The sequence below is a fragment of the Ruegeria sp. genome (assembly GCF_965243365.1).
Lineage (GTDB): Bacteria > Pseudomonadota > Alphaproteobacteria > Rhodobacterales > Rhodobacteraceae > Ruegeria.
In genome coordinates this window covers 695968-711920 of sequence record NZ_CBDEUW010000002.1, presented here as the reverse complement: position 1 = coordinate 711920, position 15953 = coordinate 695968, and the positions used below count along the sequence as shown (strand labels likewise).

General features: G+C 57.5%; 18 protein-coding genes. 8 read left to right on the top strand and 10 right to left on the bottom strand.

The window, feature by feature from the left end:
• Positions 1-185: 185 nt before the first annotated feature.
• From ACP0GE_RS07270 to ACP0GE_RS07250, 5 genes are read left to right on the top strand one after another with little or no spacing between them, the layout of a single operon-like run.
• Positions 186-746, top strand: coding sequence for a F0F1 ATP synthase subunit delta (locus ACP0GE_RS07270; RefSeq protein ID WP_424831317.1), 561 nt, complete (start codon positions 186-188; stop codon positions 744-746).
• Entirely contained in the window at positions 747-2285 is a 1539-nt protein-coding gene (gene atpA, locus ACP0GE_RS07265; protein WP_424831316.1) for a F0F1 ATP synthase subunit alpha, read from the top strand.
• Between the two features lie 12 nt (positions 2286-2297).
• Positions 2298-3173, top strand: coding sequence for a F0F1 ATP synthase subunit gamma (locus tag ACP0GE_RS07260; protein ID WP_424831315.1), 876 nt, complete (start codon positions 2298-2300; stop codon positions 3171-3173).
• A 20-nt stretch (positions 3174-3193) separates the two neighbouring features.
• Positions 3194-4618, top strand: coding sequence for a F0F1 ATP synthase subunit beta (gene atpD / locus ACP0GE_RS07255; protein ID WP_424831314.1), 1425 nt, complete (start codon positions 3194-3196; stop codon positions 4616-4618).
• Between the two features lie 12 nt (positions 4619-4630).
• Positions 4631-5041 carry a F0F1 ATP synthase subunit epsilon gene (locus ACP0GE_RS07250; protein WP_424831313.1) on the top strand — a complete coding sequence of 137 codons (411 nt, stop codon included), beginning with the start codon at positions 4631-4633 and terminating at the stop codon, positions 5039-5041.
• Between the two features lie 403 nt (positions 5042-5444).
• Here the strand turns inward: ACP0GE_RS07250 and rpiB are convergent, their stop codons facing one another.
• Together rpiB and ACP0GE_RS07240 are read right to left on the bottom strand one after the other, a co-directional pair.
• Positions 5445-5885 carry a ribose 5-phosphate isomerase B gene (gene rpiB, locus ACP0GE_RS07245; RefSeq protein WP_424831312.1) on the bottom strand — a complete coding sequence of 147 codons (441 nt, stop codon included), beginning with the start codon at positions 5883-5885 and terminating at the stop codon, positions 5445-5447.
• A gap of 18 nt (positions 5886-5903) precedes the next feature.
• Positions 5904-6923, bottom strand: coding sequence for a ribose-phosphate pyrophosphokinase (locus ACP0GE_RS07240; RefSeq protein WP_424831311.1), 1020 nt, complete (start codon positions 6921-6923; stop codon positions 5904-5906).
• Positions 6924-7031: 108 nt separating this feature from the next.
• On the opposite strand from ACP0GE_RS07240, the gene ACP0GE_RS07235 reads away from it, so the two are divergent.
• Positions 7032-7634 carry a 2-hydroxychromene-2-carboxylate isomerase gene (locus tag ACP0GE_RS07235; protein WP_424831310.1) on the top strand — a complete coding sequence of 201 codons (603 nt, stop codon included), beginning with the start codon at positions 7032-7034 and terminating at the stop codon, positions 7632-7634.
• Positions 7635-7716: 82 nt separating this feature from the next.
• On the opposite strand, the gene ACP0GE_RS07230 is transcribed toward ACP0GE_RS07235, so the two are convergent.
• The 8 genes from ACP0GE_RS07230 to ACP0GE_RS07195 form a co-directional block, all read right to left on the bottom strand.
• Positions 7717-8751, bottom strand: a complete 1035-nt coding sequence (locus ACP0GE_RS07230) for a threonine aldolase family protein (protein ID WP_424831309.1) — start codon at positions 8749-8751, stop codon at positions 7717-7719.
• Positions 8751-9224 carry a YcgN family cysteine cluster protein gene (locus ACP0GE_RS07225; protein WP_424831308.1) on the bottom strand — a complete coding sequence of 158 codons (474 nt, stop codon included), beginning with the start codon at positions 9222-9224 and terminating at the stop codon, positions 8751-8753. The genes ACP0GE_RS07230 and ACP0GE_RS07225 overlap by 1 nt, the downstream gene beginning before the upstream one ends.
• A complete protein-coding gene (locus tag ACP0GE_RS07220; RefSeq protein ID WP_424831307.1) occupies positions 9221-10153 on the bottom strand; it encodes a bifunctional riboflavin kinase/FAD synthetase in 933 nt (310 codons plus the stop codon). The genes ACP0GE_RS07225 and ACP0GE_RS07220 overlap by 4 nt, the downstream gene beginning before the upstream one ends.
• A 44-nt stretch (positions 10154-10197) precedes the next feature.
• Complete coding sequence (locus ACP0GE_RS07215; RefSeq protein ID WP_424831306.1) at positions 10198-10953, bottom strand: Stf0 family sulfotransferase; 756 nt, start codon at positions 10951-10953, stop codon at positions 10198-10200.
• Positions 10954-11034: 81 nt separating this feature from the next.
• Entirely contained in the window at positions 11035-11478 is a 444-nt protein-coding gene (locus ACP0GE_RS07210) for a MaoC family dehydratase (RefSeq protein ID WP_424831305.1), read from the bottom strand.
• A gap of 102 nt (positions 11479-11580) precedes the next feature.
• Positions 11581-12456, bottom strand: a complete 876-nt coding sequence (locus ACP0GE_RS07205; protein ID WP_424831304.1) for an HAD family hydrolase — start codon at positions 12454-12456, stop codon at positions 11581-11583.
• 222 nt (positions 12457-12678) lie between these two features.
• A complete protein-coding gene (locus tag ACP0GE_RS07200) occupies positions 12679-13599 on the bottom strand; it encodes a manganese-dependent inorganic pyrophosphatase (RefSeq protein ID WP_424831303.1) in 921 nt (306 codons plus the stop codon).
• Positions 13600-13709: 110 nt separating this feature from the next.
• A complete protein-coding gene (locus ACP0GE_RS07195; RefSeq protein WP_424831302.1) occupies positions 13710-14690 on the bottom strand; it encodes a TraB/GumN family protein in 981 nt (326 codons plus the stop codon).
• A gap of 107 nt (positions 14691-14797) precedes the next feature.
• Here ACP0GE_RS07195 and ACP0GE_RS07190 point away from each other — a divergent pair, with 107 nt between their 5' ends.
• Together ACP0GE_RS07190 and ACP0GE_RS07185 are read left to right on the top strand one after the other, a co-directional pair.
• Positions 14798-15472 (top strand): DUF2161 domain-containing phosphodiesterase, encoded by a 675-nt coding sequence (locus tag ACP0GE_RS07190; RefSeq protein ID WP_424831301.1) that lies wholly within the window; start codon positions 14798-14800, stop codon positions 15470-15472.
• Positions 15473-15624: 152 nt separating this feature from the next.
• A complete protein-coding gene (locus tag ACP0GE_RS07185) occupies positions 15625-15912 on the top strand; it encodes a co-chaperone GroES (RefSeq protein ID WP_424831300.1) in 288 nt (95 codons plus the stop codon).
• Positions 15913-15953 lie beyond the last annotated feature (41 nt).

Sequence of the window (15953 nt, the reverse complement as noted above, 5' to 3'; positions counted from 1 at the left end):
ATAAGTATTTGAAAAATAACACTTTGTGGATAAAGCGTTTCCCCTGATAATATGTTGCTAGCTGGGTTCGGCTCTGCTACATCCCCGGTGATTTTGATCCCCGCCCTTCAAGGACGGGGTTTCCTCACGCTCCAAGGTAGCGGCCGCTACCCAAAATCGGGGCCTCAAATATCGGAAGGGTGGACGTGTCCGAACCAGCTTCGATTTCCACAGGCATTGCCGAGCGCTATGCCACCGCGATTTTCGAAATCGCAAAAGAGAATAATGACCTCGCAGGTCTGGAAACCGGCATCAATGATCTGGCAGCAGCACTGGGCGAAAGCGCCGAATTGCGCGACCTGATTGCATCGCCTTTGGTTTCCCGCGCCGAGCAAGAAGGCGCAATCACCGCAGTTGCTGACAAAATGGGCTTGCACGCGATCCTGCGCAACACTCTGGGTCTGATGGCACAAAAGCGCCGTCTGTTCGTCGTGCCGCAGCTGATTCAGGTCCTGCGTGACATGCTGGCGGATGAGCGTGGCGAGGTGACCGCCGATGTCGCTTCGGCCAAGGCGCTGACCAAGACCCAACTGGATAAACTGTCCAAGACGCTGTCTGAGCGTGTGGGCAAGACCGTGACAATCAATGCGACCGTGGATGAAAGCCTCATCGGCGGTCTTGTCGTTAAAGTGGGCTCGAAAATGATCGATAGCTCGATCCGTTCGAAGCTGAACTCCCTACAGAATGCAATGAAAGAGGTCGGATAAATGGGAATCCAAGCCGCAGAGATTTCTGCAATCCTGAAGGACCAGATCAAGAATTTTGGTCAGGAAGCCGAAGTGGCCGAGATCGGCCGCGTGCTGAGCGTCGGTGACGGGATTGCCCGTGTATACGGCCTGGACAACGTGCAAGCCGGTGAGATGGTCGAATTCCCCGGCGGCATCATGGGCATGGCCCTGAACCTGGAAAGCGACAACGTAGGTGTCGTTATCTTCGGTTCCGACCGTGACATCAAAGAAGGTGACACCGTCAAGCGCACCAACTCAATCGTGGACGTTCCGATCGGTGATGAGCTGCTGGGCCGTGTTGTTGACGGTCTGGGCAACCCGCTGGACGGCAAAGGCCCGATTAACGCAACCAAACGTGGCGTTGCAGACGTCAAAGCCCCCGGCATCATCCCGCGTAAATCGGTGCACGAGCCGATGGCAACCGGCCTGAAATCGGTTGACGCGATGATCCCGATTGGCCGTGGCCAGCGGGAACTGATCATTGGTGACCGTCAGACCGGTAAAACCGCTGTGGCTCTGGACACCATCCTGAACCAGAAAACCTACAACGACGCAGCAGGCGACGACGAGTCGAAGAAACTGTACTGCATCTACGTAGCGGTTGGTCAAAAGCGTTCGACCGTTGCGCAGCTGGTGAAGAAACTGGAAGAGTCCGGCGCGATTGACTACTCGATCGTTGTTGCTGCGACCGCGTCCGACCCGGCACCTATGCAGTTCCTGGCGCCTTACTCGGCGACTGCGATGGCAGAATACTTCCGTGACAATGGTCGCCACGCGCTGATCATCTATGATGACCTGTCGAAACAGGCTGTGTCCTACCGTCAGATGTCGCTGCTGCTGCGCCGTCCGCCCGGACGTGAAGCCTATCCTGGCGACGTTTTCTACCTTCACTCCCGCCTGCTGGAGCGTTCGGCAAAGCTGAACGAAGACTTCGGCGCGGGCTCGCTGACCGCTCTGCCGGTTATCGAAACTCAGGGTGGTGACGTTTCGGCGTTTATTCCGACCAACGTGATCTCGATCACCGACGGTCAGATCTTCCTGGAAACCGAACTGTTCTACCAGGGCATCCGTCCTGCCGTGAACACCGGTTTGTCGGTTTCGCGTGTGGGCTCTTCGGCTCAGACCGATGCGATGAAATCGGTTGCCGGTCCGGTGAAACTGGAACTGGCTCAGTACCGCGAAATGGCTGCGTTTGCGCAGTTCGGCTCGGACCTCGACGCCGCAACCCAGCAGCTGCTGAACCGTGGTGCGCGTCTGACCGAGCTGATGAAGCAGCCGCAGTACTCGCCGTTGACCAACGCGGAAATCGTCTGCGTCATCTTCGCAGGCACCAACGGTTACCTCGACAAAATCGAAGTTTCTGACGTTGGCCGCTATGAGGCCGGTCTGCTGTCACACCTGCGCGGTAAGCACGCTGACCTGCTGAAGTGGATCACCGACGAAGATCCGAAGATCAAAGGTGAAGCCGCAGACAAACTTAAGGCAGCGATCGACGAATACGCCGCGACCTTCGCTTGATAGGGGGTTCCGATGCCTAGTCTGAAGGACCTTAAAAACAGGATCGAGTCGGTCAAATCGACCCGCAAGATCACCAAGGCCATGCAGATGGTCGCGGCCGCAAAACTGCGCCGCGCCCAGGAATCTGCCGAAGCCTCGCGTCCCTATGCTGAACGGTTCAATGCCGTGATGGCGGGGCTGGCTGCTTCGGTCGGGGGTAGCGATAGCGCCCCCAAGCTGCTCCGTGGTACGGGCAGCGATGATGTCCATCTGCTGGTTGTCATGACAGCTGAACGCGGCCTGTGTGGTGGCTTCAACGCGAACATCGCCAAGCTCGCCCGCGCCAAAGCGGACGAACTGCGTGGTAAAGGCAAGACGGTCAAGGTTTTGACCGTTGGCAAGAAGGGGCGCGATGCCCTGAAACGCGACTTTGCTGATCTGTTCGTTGGGCATATCGACCTGAGCGAGGTCAAGCGCATCGGTTACACCAACGCGCAAGACATTGCCAAGGACGTGCTGTCGCGCTTTGACGGGGGTGAGTTTGACGTTGCCACGATCTTCTATTCGAAGTTCGTCAACGTTGTGACCCAGATCCCGACGGCACAGCAGGTCATCCCCGCCTCGTTCGAGGAAACCGAGGGTGACGACAGCGGTGCCGTGTTCGATTACGAGCCCAGCGAAGAGGCCATTCTGGCCGACCTGCTGCCCAAGGGGGTTGCGACCGCGATCTTCTCGGCTCTGCTCGAAAACGGAGCGTCTGAACAGGGTGCACGGATGTCCGCGATGGACAACGCGACACGCAACGCGGGTGAGATGATCGACAAGCTGACGATCCAGTTCAACCGCTCGCGTCAGGCCGTGATCACCAACGAGCTGATTGAAATTATTTCCGGCGCCGAAGCGCTGTAGAGACATACCGGAGACGAAACATGGCGAATGCAAAAGGCAAAGTCACACAGATCATCGGGGCCGTCGTCGACGTGCACTTCGAAGATCAGCTGCCTGAAATTCTGAACGCGCTGGAAACCACCAACAACGGCAAGCGCCTGGTGTTGGAAGTTGCCCAGCACCTGGGTGAAAACACTGTCCGCACCATCGCGATGGACGCGACCGAAGGTCTGGTCCGTGGCGAGGCCGTCACCGACACCGGCTCACCGATCTCGGTTCCGGTTGGCAACGCAACCCTGGGCCGCATCCTGAACGTTGTGGGTGAGCCGATCGACGAAAAAGGCCCGGTTGAAGCAACCGAGACCCGCGCGATCCACCAGCCCGCACCCGAGTTCGACGAACAGTCGACCGAGTCGGAAATTTTGGTTACAGGCATCAAGGTTGTTGACCTGCTGGCCCCCTACGCCAAAGGCGGTAAAATTGGCCTGTTCGGCGGCGCTGGCGTTGGCAAAACCGTTCTGATCATGGAACTGATCAACAACATCGCAAAAGTGCACTCGGGCTTCTCGGTGTTCGCGGGTGTTGGTGAACGGACCCGTGAAGGCAACGACCTGTATTGGGAAATGATCGAATCGAACGTGATCAAGCCGGACAACCTGTCGGAATCGCAGGTGGCCCTGGTGTACGGTCAGATGAACGAACCTCCGGGTGCGCGTGCACGTGTTGCTCTGACAGGTCTGACCCTGGCCGAGCAGTTCCGCGACCAGTCCGGTACCGACGTTCTGTTCTTCGTCGACAACATCTTCCGCTTCACGCAGGCGGGTTCCGAGGTTTCGGCTCTGCTGGGTCGTATTCCTTCGGCGGTGGGCTACCAGCCGACCCTGGCCACCGACATGGGGGCCCTGCAGGAACGCATCACCTCGACCAAGTCGGGCTCGATCACCTCGGTTCAGGCGATCTACGTGCCTGCGGACGACCTTACCGACCCTGCGCCGGCAACCTCGTTTGCTCACTTGGATGCGACCACCGTTCTGAACCGTGCGATCTCGGAAAAGGGTATCTACCCGGCTGTTGACCCGCTCGACTCTTCGTCGCGTCTGCTGGATCCGGCCATCGTTGGGGAAGAGCACTACGCGGTCGCGACCGACGTTCAGCAGATCCTCCAGCGCTACAAGTCGCTGCAGGACATCATCGCCATCCTTGGCATGGACGAACTGTCGGAAGAAGACAAACTGACTGTGGCCCGTGCCCGTAAAATCGAACGCTTCCTGTCGCAGCCGTTCGACGTGGCCGAGGTTTTCACCGGTTCGCCGGGCGTTCAGGTCCCGCTGGATGTCACCATCTCGTCGTTCAAGGCCGTTGTGGCTGGCGAATACGATCACCTGCCCGAAGCAGCCTTCCTGATGGTTGGCGGCATCGACGAAGTGATCGCCAAAGCGGAAAAGATGGCCGCAGAAGCCGCCTAAGGAGTATCCCTGATGGCAAACACAATGCAATTCGACCTCGTCAGCCCCGAGCGGAGCCTTGCTTCGCTTGAGGCCAGCGCGGTCCAGATTCCCGGTGCGGACGGGGACATGACGGCGATGCCTGATCATGCCCCAACCATCACAACATTGCGCCCGGGCATCCTGAAGGTCGAAGCCCCCGGCGGCGCCAGCGAATACCTAGTCACCGGCGGGTTTGCCCAGATCAACGGCGATGGCCTGTCGGTTCTGGCCGAAAAGGCCATTCCAGTTGCCGAAGTGACCCGGTCGCATCTGGACGACCTGATCGCCGAGGCACGCGCTTCGCACGAAGCGGCCAAGGAAGGCGACGATCAGACCATCGTCGACGACGCCGCCAAACTGCTGGCTGACATGGAAGCCCTTGGAACGCATATGAGCCTGTAACGGCTTGATGTAACTAGATCATTTGAAACGGCTCCGCCTCGCGGGGCCGTTTTTCGTTATCTGGCTTGCTCTGCAGCTAAGTTCCTGAAGCTATTGTGTAAAACGCCATGTAATTTGGGCTTTCCGAAGTTATCCCACCAAGATCAAACGGGTCGAGGCGCTCTGTTTTCGAAACTCCGCGGTGGCGAAGGGTTGCAAACGGGGAAGGCTCTGGTGAACGCCGCTTGGCGGTTCGGCGAGTCCCTTCAACCGCGCTTTGGTGCAGGTTGGTATATCTGTGTGGGATGACGACACCACCCGAATCCGCGTGATTTGGGTCGAGATGGAGCTGGCCCTTATGGAGATATAACTGGCGAGATATCCCACTCGCAGCTCGATTGAAGCCAGGGTCCGATTAAGCCGATCAAGCTTCAATCATATCCACCCGCGTCGCATGACGTCCGCCTTCGAACTCAGCCGACAGAAACGCGTCAACAATATCCAGCGCCGTCCCTTCACCCACAACACGCGCACCGATGGACAGCATGTTCGCATCGTTGTGTTGCCGGATCATCCGGGCTGAAAATGTGTCGGAACACACACCGCAACGGATGCCCGGGACTTTGTTGGCGGCCATCATGATGCCCTGGCCGGTGCCGCATAGAATAATACCCAGCTGACAGTCACCAGATGCAACCGCTTCTGCTGCTGCCTTGCCATGCAACGGGTAATGGGTGCTCTCGGGTGAGGTCGGGCCGATATCGATCACCTCCCAACCCTGCTTGGCGACGTGGTCGGCAACGGACTGGCGCAACGCGATTGCTGCATGGTCACTGGACAATACGATACGTTTTTCAATGGTCATCTTCGTTTCCCACCAACCTCAGTCCATATGGTAGAGCGATTCATAGATCGGGGTCAGCGTCTTGTCTTCGAACAGGGACGACACGCTGGTTCCGTTCCAGATGTTCAGGATGGCCTGGGTAAAGATTGGCGCCGTCGGCACGATGCGGATATTAGAGGCTTTGGCCACTTCGGGCGTTGGCTGAATCGTGTCGGACAAGACCAGTGATTTCATCACCGAATTCGTGACACGCTCGACCGCAGGGCCGCTCATGACGCCGTGCGTGATGTACGAGTGCACCTCTTTCGCGCCGTTATCCACCAGTACCTGTGCCGCCTTGCACAGGGTTCCGGCGGTGTCGCAGATGTCGTCCACGATCAGGCAAATCTTGTCCTTCACGTCGCCGATCACAGTCATTTCGGCCACTTCGCCCGCCTTTTCGCGGCGCTTGTCTACGATCGACAGCGGTGCGCCAATGCGTTTGGCCAGCTCGCGGGCGCGGGCAACGCCGCCGACATCCGGAGAGACAACCATGATCTCGTCCAATTGGTTTTTGAACTGGGTTTTCACGTCCAGCGCAAAAATGGGTGAGGCGTAAAGGTTATCCACCGGAATGTCGAAAAAGCCCTGAATCTGAGCCGCGTGCAGATCCATGGTCAGAACCCGCTCGATCCCGGCACCGGTCAGCATGTTGGCCACCAGCTTTGCGCTGATCGGTGTGCGCGCCTTGGTGCGGCGGTCCTGGCGGGCGTAACCGAAATAAGGGATGACGGCAGTGATCCGCTGGGCTGATGAGCGGCGCAGCGCATCGGCGATGATCAGCAGCTCCATCAGGTTGTCATTTGCCGGGTTCGAGGTTGGCTGGATGATGAACATATCCTCGCCGCGGACATTTTCAAAAACCTCAACAAAGATCTCACCGTCATTGAACCGCTCGACACGCGCGTCGACCAGACCCTGGTCCACACCGCGATGCAGGCTCATGCGGCGTGCAATGGTTTCGGCAAGAGGAAGATTGGCGTTCCCAGCGATAAGCTTGGGTTCGTGAAGTGTCGGCATCGGCTGAAGGTCCCCGGGCAGCAATGGCAATGTGACAGATTCGTGATGTTGACACCGCTTAGCACGGGTCTACCGTCCCGCAAAGGTAACCCAGTGGAGAAAGTGCATATGACCCAGATTGACTACTTTTTTGCGACACTCTCGCCCTTTTCCTACCTGGCGGGTACGCGGTTGGAAGAGATTGCAGAGAAACATGGCGCAACCATCAATTACAAACCGCTGGACATCATCGCCTTGTTTGGGCGCACCGGAGGAGTACCGCCGAAAGACCGGCATGTTTCGCGCAATGAATATCGTGCGCAGGAACTGGTGCGTCAGGCGCGAAATCTGGGAATGACGTTAAACCCTCAGCCTGCGCATTGGCCGACGAATATGGCACCATCAGCCTACGCGGTGATCGCAGCCGGCAAAGATGGATCGGGCGATATGGGCAAGCTGTGCCATTCGATTCTTCGCGCATGCTGGGCCGAGGAAAAGGATATCGCCCAAGATGAAGTGATCCGCGATTGTCTGTCGCAAGCCGGGTTTGATCCAGCTCTGGCCGATAGCGGGCTTCTGGTCGGGGCCGAAACCTACGCCGCCAATCTGGAAGAGGCAGTTGAGCGCGGTGTGTTCGGCGCCCCTTTCTACATTACTCCGGACGATCAGCGGTTCTGGGGTCAGGATCGCCTGGATGATCTGGACAGCCATCTCTCCACCCTCAAAGACTGATCCTGCGCAGCAAGGCTTCTTCTGTTCAAAAATACCTCGGGGGCGCGGAGCCTGCTGCGACGGGGGCAGAGCCCCCAATACCTTACAGCAAGGATAGAAACTGGTCGATCTGGTCGCTGCCGATCGACCAGTCGCATACCAGACGGCAGGCAAGTTTCTCGTCATCGTCTGCACCGTCCAGAGAATCCCCCCACAAGTGATAGACGGCTCCTGCATCATGCAGGCGTTTGTGCTGGCTGCGGGGGAAGCTTGCAAAAATGATGTTAGCCTGCGGTTCGTGTAGAAACTCGGCCCCTGCGGCCCGCAATCCGTCTGTCAGACGGGCGCAGTTGGAATTGGCTTGGCGGGCAGACCTGAGCCACAGATCGTCACGCAGATAGGCGGCCATTTGCGCCGACAGATAACGGTGTTTCGAAAACAGATGCGCCCCGCGTTTACGGCGCAGCTCGAATTCCCAGGCCTTGCTTTCGTCGAAGAAAACGACGGCCTCAACACCCATCAGCCCGTTCTTTGTACCGCCAAAGCTGACAGCGTCCACACCCGCCTTCCACGTCATGTCGGCCGGAGAACAGTTCAGCGCGACCAGAGCATTGGTGAAGCGTGCGCCATCCAGGTGAACCGGCAAGTCATACTCCTTGGCGATTCCACATAAGGCCTGCAATTCCGCCAGTGAATAGACCGACCCGCGCTCGGTAACCTGTGTGATGGAAACCGGCCCGCGCTGGGGGCCATGAACCCCACGTGTTTCCTCGCCCTCAATCGACATGCGCAGGGCCTCGGGGGCCATCTTGTCACCGCCTGGCACCAGTGTCAGCTTGGCCCCGCTGTAAAACTCCGGCGCATTGCACTCATCTTCGTGGATATGTGAAACAGGTGAGCAAAACACGGTCTCCCAGGGTTGAGACAGGGTTGCCAGCGCCAGCGAATTGGCTGCCGTGCCAGTTGCCACCAGATAAACCGCGGCACCCGGGGCTTCGAATATTCCCCGGATTTGGTCACGCACCTCGTTCATCAGCGCATCCGCGCCGTAGGCCATCTGATAGCCCTCATTCGCTTCGGCCAAGGCCGCCAGAACTTCGGGATGAACGGGCCCGGAATTGTCAGAGGCGAAATGCATCAGATTGGCTCCTCGATGATGTAGTCTTCCCATTCTTCCATGGGGGTTTCGAATTCGGATACGGTCCGGCCCTGCACCGACACCCCGGCGGCATGGACCGTGTCCGGCGTACCAGACAACAAGGGGTGCCAGTCGTAAAGGGGTTTACCTTCCCACAGCAGGCGATAAGCACAGGTCTGTGGCAGCCAATAAGCGTGATCGTCGATGTTCTCCGGCTTCATCACGATACATTCAGGGACAAACTGATGCCGGATGTCATATTGCGTGCAACGACAGCTCTCATCATCCAGCAACCGGCAAGCGACACAGGTCAGAGCGACCTCGCCGGTGTCTTCATCTTCCAGCTTGTTCAGGCAGCATTTCCCGCACCCATCGCACAAGGCTTCCCATTCATGCGGGTTCATTTTCTGCAGCGGCTTGCGTTCCCAAAAGTGCGGTGCCAGCCCGTTTCGGTCGATTGGATCCGAGGTCATAGGGCGGCCAGAATTCTGCGCGCCTGTTGGCAATCTGTGTCCATTTGCGCAATCAGCCCATCCAATCCGTCGAACTTCAACTCAGGGCGCAGGTAGTCGATAAGTCCGACCGACAAGGTCGCGCCATACAGATCGCCCGAGAAGTCAAAAAGGAAGGTTTCGATGTTCGGAACTTCACCACCGAACATCGGGCGCACCCCGATCGAGGCAGCGCCGCGGTAGCTTCCCTGATGTGGTCCATCCAGTACGTCCACCAGTACCGCATAAACGCCGAATTTGGGCGGGTGCAGCCCTTCGATGGACATATTCGCCGTGGGAAACCCCAGCTCGCGTCCACGCTGTTCGCCGCCGACAACTTCCCCTTCGATCCGATGCCAATGCCCCAACATGGCGGCCGCATCGCGGGGTCGCCCTTTGGTCAGGGCGGCTCGGATTGCAGTCGAGGATACGACGTTCTCGGACCGCTCCATCAGAGGTGCGATGGTGACACCGAACCCCATCTGACGGCCAAACACCTCCAGGTCTTGCGCTGTCCCGCTGCGACCTTTGCCGAAACAGAAATCAGCTCCGACGACGACATGAGCCAGCCCTAAGCCGTCACGGATTACAAGCCGTGCAAACTCTTCCGGGGTCAGCCCTGCAAGCGCTGCATTGAAGGGCAGTTCATAAAGCTTCTGTACCCCCAGCTTTTCAAGCCTGTGCGCACGGGTGTTGCCACGCATCAGCCGGAACGGCGGCGACTGGGGGGCGAAGTATTCGCGCGGGTGCGGTTCAAAGGTCAGAACGCCCAGCGGTGCATCGGGCTCGGCGCTGCGGGCCAGATCGATGACCGACTGATGGCCCAGATGAACACCGTCGAAATTGCCGATTGCGACACTGGCGCCACGGTCCTCAGGCTCGATAAACTGGAAATCCCGGATGATCTGCATGTGGATTGCCTAACGGGACTGAGAGGCGGGTTCAAGCATCTGATTTAGGCGGTGCCCGACAGAAAGCGCTGTGCCCATTGCCTATTGGTGGCATCCGACAGTTTTGCTGTTGGTACAGGCACATTCTGCGCGACTGTCGGATCATGCCCCAGCGCACTCAGGACGTCGGACAGAACACCGCGGGGGTCTGAGGACAACTGATCATAGGTGATGGTGAAGGGTGCAATTCCCTCGCGCGCAAACCAGCCCCGCCAGGCGTCTTCCAGGTTTTCAAGCTCTGTCTTGGTCTGTTCAATCCTGCCTTGGTCAAACACGGGGCGTGCTGGCGGTGCCAGGCGTTCCAATTCACTGCCATCCGCGTTTTTGTGCCACAACCCGGTTTGCTGTGCTTTGACGAATGAGATCGCCTGTTCCAGCTTGTCGCTGCGGGTCAGGTGTATGAAAAGACAGCGGCCAAAAGCGGCCTCGATCCTTGCCTCATCGTTGGAGTGTTGAGGGTGCAAAAGCCGCAGTTGTTTCAGGAAATAGTCCCGGCTACGCCCTTGCAGGCGCAGGCCGAACTGACCCGTTCCTGCGGTTCCCTTTTGCCGTGCTGCCTCAAATACCGCAGTAAGGCTTGCACGTGCATCCGTGAACGTTTCGCTGTTCAGATCGTAATAACGAAGCCAGGATGACAATGACGGGTCATGAAAATACGATTCCGGCTTTCCTGAAATACCAGTGGCAGCCAATAGTTTGCACAACAAAGTGCTGCCGCTGCGCGGGCTGGTGCAGATGACATAGGACCTGTAGGCGCTCATATTCGATGTTTCCCAGTCCGGGTTTTGCCAAGAAAAAGGCGCCGGTCAGGGCGCCTCGGTATTTACAATCTAGGTTCGATACTAGTCGAATTTTCGCGACGGCGCGAGGACCATTGCCTCGCCAACCAGAACCTTCTTGCCGTCCACCGAACAATGGCAGTCCAGCTTCACGCGTCGCTTGGCAAAATCAATATCGATGACTTTGACTTCGGCATAGACCATGTCACCCGGACGCACCGGGGCAAGGAATTTCAGCGACTGATCCATATAGACTGTGCCATGCCCCGGCAATTGTTCCCCGATCACGGCCGAGATCAGACCCGCCGTCAGCATTCCATGCGCGATACGGCCCTGGAATATCGTGTCCCGAGCATAATCGTCATCCAGATGCACGGGATTGCGATCGGTTGAGACCTGGGCAAACATCTCGATATCTTCATCCGTGACCACTTTGCGCAGATATCGCGTCATGCCCATCTCGATATCTTCGATGCAGATTGTCCCGCGCGGAAGATTGTCCAACATGTTACCCTCATTTCGAATCGAGCGGGCAACAAAGATTTGAAAATTGCCTCTCGTAAGTAATTTTATTACTTTGCAAGCGCAGAAAGATCAAGCGTTTTTTGGCTAGCGTAACCGACCGATGGAATAGGTTGGGCTGATATTTTCCTTTTCATTATGGTCTCTTAAGGCATCTTCGTCCGGATGGTGCGACGTTTTGGTCTCGGCTGCGGCCAACCCTCCGGTGATGAACAGCGTATCGATACCTTCGCCCATGCCTCCGGCGATATCGGTCTGAGGTCCATCGCCGATCGCCAAAATGTCGGAATCTGAGACATCCACGCCAATCTCTTGCAATCTGCGCCGCGCAAGATCGTAGATGGGTGGGTGCGGTTTGCCGAAATACAGGCTTTCTCCGCCCATTTCGGTGTAGAGCCGTGCCAGGGCTCCGGCGCACCACTCGCGGGTCTCTCCCCGATCGACAACGATATCCGGGTTGGCGCAAAGCAGCTTTAGCCCTTTTTGCTTAGCGTACAGAAAGTCCGGGCGGTTTACTGACGGATCAGCCATCGGGTCAAAGGGTCCGCAGCAGACAATGCCCTCGGCCTCGTCCAATGGGACGCGTTGGATTTGCAGCGGGTGATGTAAAAGTTTGAGTGGTTCAAAGAACCCCGCATCACGCTGCCACTCGCCCATGAAATACACTTTTTCGCCAACAGCGCCGCGAAACATCGCCGACCGTGCGGAATCTCCGCTGGATGCGATCGTATCATACGCGTCGGTGGGTACTTTGAACTGAACCAGTTGATCGGCGACCCCAGCGCGCGGTTTTGGCGAGTTGGTGACCAAAACGACCGCGCCGCCATTTCGACGATATGCTTGCAGGGCTGCAACGGCCTCTGGATAGGCCGTGATACCATTGTGAACACAGCCCCACAGATCCACAAACAGCGCTTTGTAGCGGTCGGATATGTCGGCAAGTGAATGGATGATCTGTGTCATGGAGGCCTCTTCTGGCAGGCATTGGCTCCCCAAGCCTATGGCAGAGGTTGCCGCGCTTGACCAGAGGGGGCTCTGCCCCCGCCGCCCTGCGGGCGACTCCCCCGGGATATTTACAGCCAGATGAAGCAGGGGATCCATTCTTCATCTGGCCCCAAATATCCCGGAGCGCGAGGCAGAGCCTCGCAAAAAAAAGGTGCCTGAATCGGGCCCCTTGGGTCGTTGTCAAACCTTGAGGTTTGGAATGATCTGTTTTTTCCGGCTCATGATACCGGGAAGAACCACAGAGTCGCCATCGACGGTTGCACCAAAGCTTTTTTCTGCGACCGACTTCACAACATCATTCGGCACCAGCAACGTGGCCTCTTCGTTCAGGATGTCGACCACGAACAGCAGAACCTGATCGACGCTGTCTTCTTTAGCGACATCAACCATTGAGGTTGCAAGGCTGGCTTTGCGGTCCAATACGACGTTCGGCGCGGTGGTTTCCAGAACCGAGACGCGGAATTTTGTGCCGTCGACCTCGTATTCCTTGCTGTCCATGCGGATCAATTCGGCGTCAGAGAAGGACGAAACATCCGACTTGGCAGCGAACATGTCGGCGGCATAGGCCGAGATATCGAGTTCCAGTTCAGAGGCCAGTTTTTCAGCCACTTCACGATCACGTTCTGTGGTGGTGGGTGAGCGGAATTCCAGCGTGTCCGACAGGATGCAGGTCAGCGCAGCCCCCTTGATGGCGTCCGGCATCTTGGCGGCATCGTCGCCCATCAAATCGACCATGATGGTGGCGGTACAGGCCAAAGGGCGCACTGTGATGTCGATGGGGCCTTTGGTTTCCAGACCACCGACCAGTTTGTGGTGGTCGATGATGGCGCGGATATCGGCGTCATTGATGCTGCCGGGCAGTTCTGCCGGATTGTTGGTGTCGACGATGATCACCGGAGCGTCCGCCGCGACGTCATCGATAATCCGCGGCTTGGGCAGGTCCCAGTTTTCCAGCATGAAGGCAGCTTCTGTGTTGGGCTCACCCAGCAGAACGGGTTCGGCCTGTTCGCCTTTGACTTCGTTCAGGTACCACGACCAGAGGATCGGCGAGCCTGTGGAATCGGTGTCGGGAGATTTGTGACCAAATACAAGGGTTGTCATGTCTGCGTCCTGAAGATTGTAAATTTGCGCGCCTTATAGGGCGGGCGGTCGCAGTTGTCACGCTGCAGCGGTCAGGCTGCGACGGTTGGTCTGGAAATGCCGCGAATTCCCTAAAATGGGGCCCGGGACAAGCTGTATCCGGCCTGCTCCAGCAGCTTAAGCAAGCCGTGATGGTCGCTCAGATGCCCAGCACCAACCGCGATCACTGCGGTTTGGTCCGAAATACTCAGAATGTGTTCCATCCAGTTTGTGTTGCGCTGAACAAGCAGATTCTGTTCGAACCCCTGCCACTCAGCGTCGAATGCGTCAGGATCGAGCCCGGATTGCTCCATGCCTTGCAGGCGGGCTAACTGTATGATCTCGGCGTGTTTTTCTTCCAGATAGGCATTCGCCATCGTCGCAAGCTGATCGTCGTTCCCCTGCAAGGCCCCGGAAAGGCGAATGAGCGACTGCACTTGCTCTTCCAACGAGTAACTGTCGAACATGGCCATCACGTCCTCGATCCGTTCCAGCGAGTATTGTGGAATGCCGTATTCCGTGGCCACATCCGCCAGCCGCGCGTCCATACCGTACTGAGCGTCTGGGTCTTCGATAAGGCATGGCGGAACGCCCAGCATCATACCGATGAACCAAGGGCGCATCTTGGCCCCCATCCAACCCGGGATACCGCGTTCGGCCAATGCGGCGGACAACGCGGCCCAATCTTCTTCCGGCAAAAGGTCGATCAGGGTAGGCCCCGAGGTGATCAACACCGGGCTCAGATCCTTAGCCAGGTTTTGTTCGAACACATTCATTTCATCCTGAGTGACTTCGAAATAAAACGCGTCTACTTCGCTGAGGGCTGGCGTAAGGCGGTCGATGACGGCACCCATGCGGGGATCGTTTATGTGGAGGGTTCCGATCAAATGAAGAACGGTATCACCCTTTGTCGCGATCCAGTGGTTGCCATCCGGGTAGGGGACTCCCTCGACCGCGCGCTGCAGTTCTGCCTTCGCTTGTGTGGACATGTGGGCGCGCAGGTCTCGGCCTTCGCAGGCTGCGTGGGCCGAGATCGGCAGGATAAGCAAGATGAAACAGATCAGGAGACGCATGGATGCTCCGAAAGTTGCAAGGTCTGTGTGTAAGGAATAACCGTGCCGTTGGCATGTATTCAAGCCACCCGTCTGGTGTTTTCAAGCAAATTGAATAGCATATCGCCATGGACCGCGAGCAGGATCTCTATCCCCCCATCAAGGCGTTGCTGGAACGTCAGGGCTATGTTGTAAAAGGCGAAGTCGGCGCGGCCGACATCGTTGCCATACGCGCAGAAGAAGAGCCTGTAATTGTCGAACTGAAGCTGCGGTTTTCGCTGGCGCTGTTTCACCAGGCGATCACGCGGCTGAAAATGACGGATCAAGTTTATATCGGCGTCTGCAAACCCAAGGGGCGTACGGCACGACGCGCCTTAAAGGACAATCTGGCGCTGTGTCGCCGGTTGGGGTTGGGGTTGATTACTGTCCGCGCGGACGGCGTGGTTGAGGTACAATGCGACCCCGGACCTTATGCGCCGCGGAAGAATAAAGCCCGGGCTGCCCGGCTACTGCGCGAATTTGACCGTCTGGAAGGTGATCCAAATGCAGGCGGGGCGACGCGCCATGGTATTGTCACAGCATATCGTCAGGACGCGTTGAAATGCGCGGCGCATCTGGCCGAGCACGGCGCCACCAAGGGATCAGACGTGGCCAAGGCGACCGGAGTGGTTACGGCGACCCGCGTTATGCGCGAAAACCACTATGGCTGGTTCGACAAGGTGGAAAAGGGTATTTACGCGCTGTCGGGTGCGGGTTCCGAGGGGCTGAAACACTGGGCTTACAGTTGGGAGCAAGCCGACTAAAGTGGTTTGCAAAAAAATCCATCACAGCTTGTTGACTCGGGGATTTGGACTCCCTAGCTATGCGGCGTTATCACTCGGCAAGCATGAGTGCTAACGCCTCGCTGATCGGCGAGGGGAGGATAAACAAACTTTGAGCCCAAGGAGCTGCAAAGATGGCATTGAAACCGCTTCATGACCGTGTGCTGGTTCGTCGCGTAGAAAGCGACGAAAAAACCGCTGGTGGTCTGATCATTCCCGATAGCGCAAAAGAAAAGCCCAGTGAAGGCGAAGTCGTCGCAACCGGCGAAGGCGCGCGCAAGGACAGCGGCGAACTGATCGCAATGGCTGTAAAATCCGGTGACAAGATCCTGTTCGGCAAATGGTCGGGCACCGAGGTTCAGGTCAACGGCGAAGAGCTGCTGATGATGAAAGAAAGCGACATCATGGGGATCATCGAGTAAGCAAACGCGCTTTCTCTGATCTTCATCACAATAGATTTTCT